4 protein-coding genes are annotated in these 3,133 nt (G+C 30.6%); all 4 read right to left on the minus strand.

All coding sequences use genetic code 11. The features are described from left to right. Positions 1-277: 277 nt before the first annotated feature. The 4 genes from V7056_RS20435 to V7056_RS20450 all read right to left on the minus strand — a co-directional run bounded on the left by V7056_RS20435 (position 278) and on the right by V7056_RS20450 (position 2,884). Positions 278-556 (minus strand): PspC domain-containing protein, encoded by a 279-nt coding sequence (locus V7056_RS20435; RefSeq protein WP_499704221.1) that lies wholly within the window; start codon positions 554-556, stop codon positions 278-280. 287 nt (positions 557-843) lie between these two features. Then, positions 844-1,494, minus strand: a complete 651-nt coding sequence (locus V7056_RS20440) for a hypothetical protein (RefSeq protein ID WP_499704222.1) — start codon at positions 1,492-1,494, stop codon at positions 844-846. A gap of 67 nt (positions 1,495-1,561) precedes the next feature. Further along, positions 1,562-2,338 carry a GNAT family N-acetyltransferase gene (locus V7056_RS20445; RefSeq protein ID WP_499704223.1) on the minus strand — a complete coding sequence of 259 codons (777 nt, stop codon included), beginning with the start codon at positions 2,336-2,338 and terminating at the stop codon, positions 1,562-1,564. 39 nt (positions 2,339-2,377) lie between these two features. After that, a complete protein-coding gene (locus V7056_RS20450) occupies positions 2,378-2,884 on the minus strand; it encodes an NUDIX hydrolase (protein WP_499704224.1) in 507 nt (168 codons plus the stop codon). Positions 2,885-3,133 lie beyond the last annotated feature (249 nt).

The raw sequence follows: 3,133 nt of genomic DNA on the forward strand, positions 1-3,133 counted from the left end.
TATTCTCAATTGAAAAAGAAAAAGCCAGATAGATCAATATTGGAATGAGTAAAAAGTATTGAATGATTACAATTTGTTTCATTCTGCCTTTAAATAATCTGTTTTTAAATTGATTCATGTTATATTTCAAATTATTCTCCTCAAATATCCTTTATATCTAAAATATATTTTATCTCTTCTGCATTTTTGGTTTTTAAATTATTACATCAGGTTAGCAGTCCTTCCATTTCCGCCACAAAAAAACTGCCGTAGCAGTTCATTGTGAAAAAATATAAGGTCAAAGACTATTAAAAAAGATTACAACAATCGCAGATAAAACAAGTGCTAACAATACTGTTTTAAATGTGTTGTTCTTTTTATAATGAAAATTACCATAGAGTGAATCATCCTTGCCCATAAGTGCTCCCAAAATTAAATAGAGTACTATTGAAACCGGCAAAAATATAAATACCAATCTAACAATAAATGATGGAATCAAAAGCCCCTCTGCAATTCCACCACAAACACCTAAAAATACATAGTCTGTATTTGATTTCATTAACCGATTTCTGTGCATGATCTATTTTCTCCAAAATCTTTTTAAACCTTCAACATTCTATTTCTAATACTAAAGAGAATAGATTTTCTAAAAGTCTCTAATTTACTATATCTTTTATACGCAAGTTCGACAATATAAAGTTCATCATTATTAATTACCAAACTTTTCCGATTTTTGGGGATGCTTCAAAAATGAAAATATGTCATTTCGCCAGTAAAACATACTAAAAGGATTACCTAAGCAATCCCGTAGTTTTTTGCCATTTTTTTAGATGAAGCTAAAAGCTCCTTTTACTATAAGAATACCTACATCATTTGATTTGCGATATTAGTAACATATTGTTTAATCTGTTCTGTAGTGCCAATATTTGCTACAAATCCAAGTTCATAATATAAACCAGCTTTTTCAAAAATAAGTGTATTCTGAATCAAACCTTTTTCAAAATCATCTGCATCTGCTTTTTTCGTTTGATCAACTTTATATGAAACGCCTAAAGACGAAGAATCTCCTGTATAAGTTCCGCTAGCCCCATCTTTTAGTTGAACAATTTCATTTTTTTCTTCTAAATCATAATCAGGTTCAAATTCAGGATTGTAATTATAAATCGTTACATCCATGACAAAGAATTTTGATTTATTAATATGGGAAAGAAAATAATGCACACTCAACTTCTTACCATTATGACCAACATCATCAATGGACAATGACTCAATCGGTTCTACCTTAAACGGTAGTTTATTAGGTATTTTTATTGTAAATGGAAGTGCCCTTAACCCTTCTTCTAAAGAAGAAGATTCATAAGTTATGGGAATCATCTTTCTTTGTTCCTTGGTAAGTCGTGATAGATTTTGATCATTCTTTTTTAAATTAGAAGTATCCAATGTATTTTTCTCACGTTTTTCACAACCCAAAGGAATTAAAAGTAAAACCAAAACGAGTATTAATAATTTTTTCATTTGTAAGCTCCAGTTGTATGTTTAAGTATTATATTTTATTTTTTGTAAGAATCAACAATTTAAATTATTAGGTGACTTTGATGTTTAATAATCTAGTTTTAGAAACCATACCAGCACTTTCTAATGTTAGTTTCGAGTGTACATTATAATACCAGCAGCCACAGATCGGATTTAAATGATTGTCATAACACCATTCTTTCAAATGATGTATCATCGTCCTACCAATCCCTTTTTTTCTATATAGTTCATTTGTAAACATGCCGATACTTGCATATCCTTTGAGTAGCTTACTTCTTTCTGCAATCCCTACTCCAATTAGTATGTTTCCATCCATTAATGTGAATAATTGTTTGTTTTCAATACGCTCCTCTATTTCATCAATGAAGTCCTGACATACCTCTTTTATGTTTTTAGCATCGCTTTGCACTGCAACTCTAAATTCTGCATTTTTATATAACTTCTCTTTTGCAATGTCCATTTTATTATCTTGAAAGAAATAAGCTTGTTTTTCAATTTTATAATCATGATCTAATACCAAGCTTAAAAAAAGCTCGTCGCAAGTTGGGACCATTATGGATTGAACCGAATGTTCCTCAAGAACTTGATGAAAGATTTTTTGCGAAACATGATAATAAGGTAAGTCTATATAAAATTGTGTAAGGCATTGATCTTTATGAATGGCATAATAGCCTATGACTGCAGTACTGTCACAAATTGAATAGAACGTAGATTGAATTATATGGTCCTCTAAAAAGGAATCAATAGGAGAACTTAGTTTATTAACATATTCCGAGATTAAATGTTCAACAGCGCTTTGTTTACATTCTATAAAATTAAAATCCATGGCTGAGCACCTCCTATTTACGTTTGTTGAACTACTTATTTATTTTAATGAAAGATTTTTTGTCCACTTTTCATCCCACTGAAAGTAGACATTCTCACTTTCTTTTTGTATGAAAATAGATGTTGGATACGGTAATGCCAGTTCGGGCATTTCTTTTGGATCAAAATAACGTAATTCTACCGTCTCATCATCCATTGGGGCAAGTTCACCTTGTTTAACTTCACACTCAAACATAAAAACGTTATATTCAACTTTATGTCCATTTGGATATTGGTAACGAAAATCTTTTCCTCCGAAAATTCCGACCAACCTCTTTGGAATCACTGTTAATCCAGTTTCTTCCCAAACTTCACGAATAACTGCTTCGGCAGGGGCTTCCCCCATTTCAATCGCACCTGCAGGAAGGCTCCATTTTTCACCGTTTCCTTTATTTTGTAATAAAATTTCTCCATCTTGATTACGAATAATTCCAGCCACACATGGCATAAAAATCAGTTCATTCCCCATGACTTCACGTATTTTTTTATAGTATTTTGACATTCCCATAAATTAACCCCCTTATATATTAAACTATTTGTTGTAGTGACATATTTTGCTGTATTACCCATACGCCATTAAAACAATGACTTTCAATCATTTTATTCTTTTTGTTCATTTCTAAATATATCTATGATTGTAAAGCTTGCTTGACCAGTTGGTAATCTCAGTAAAAATAGAATATGAAAATATATAAGTACATAAAAAGATAATAATTTTATTTTGTTAAGGACTTCACTTCCCTCTATTAATGAGATT

Origin of the sequence: Bacillus sp. JJ664 (genome assembly GCF_036962205.1) — a bacterium.
GTDB lineage: Bacteria > Bacillota > Bacilli > Bacillales > Bacillaceae_G > Gottfriedia.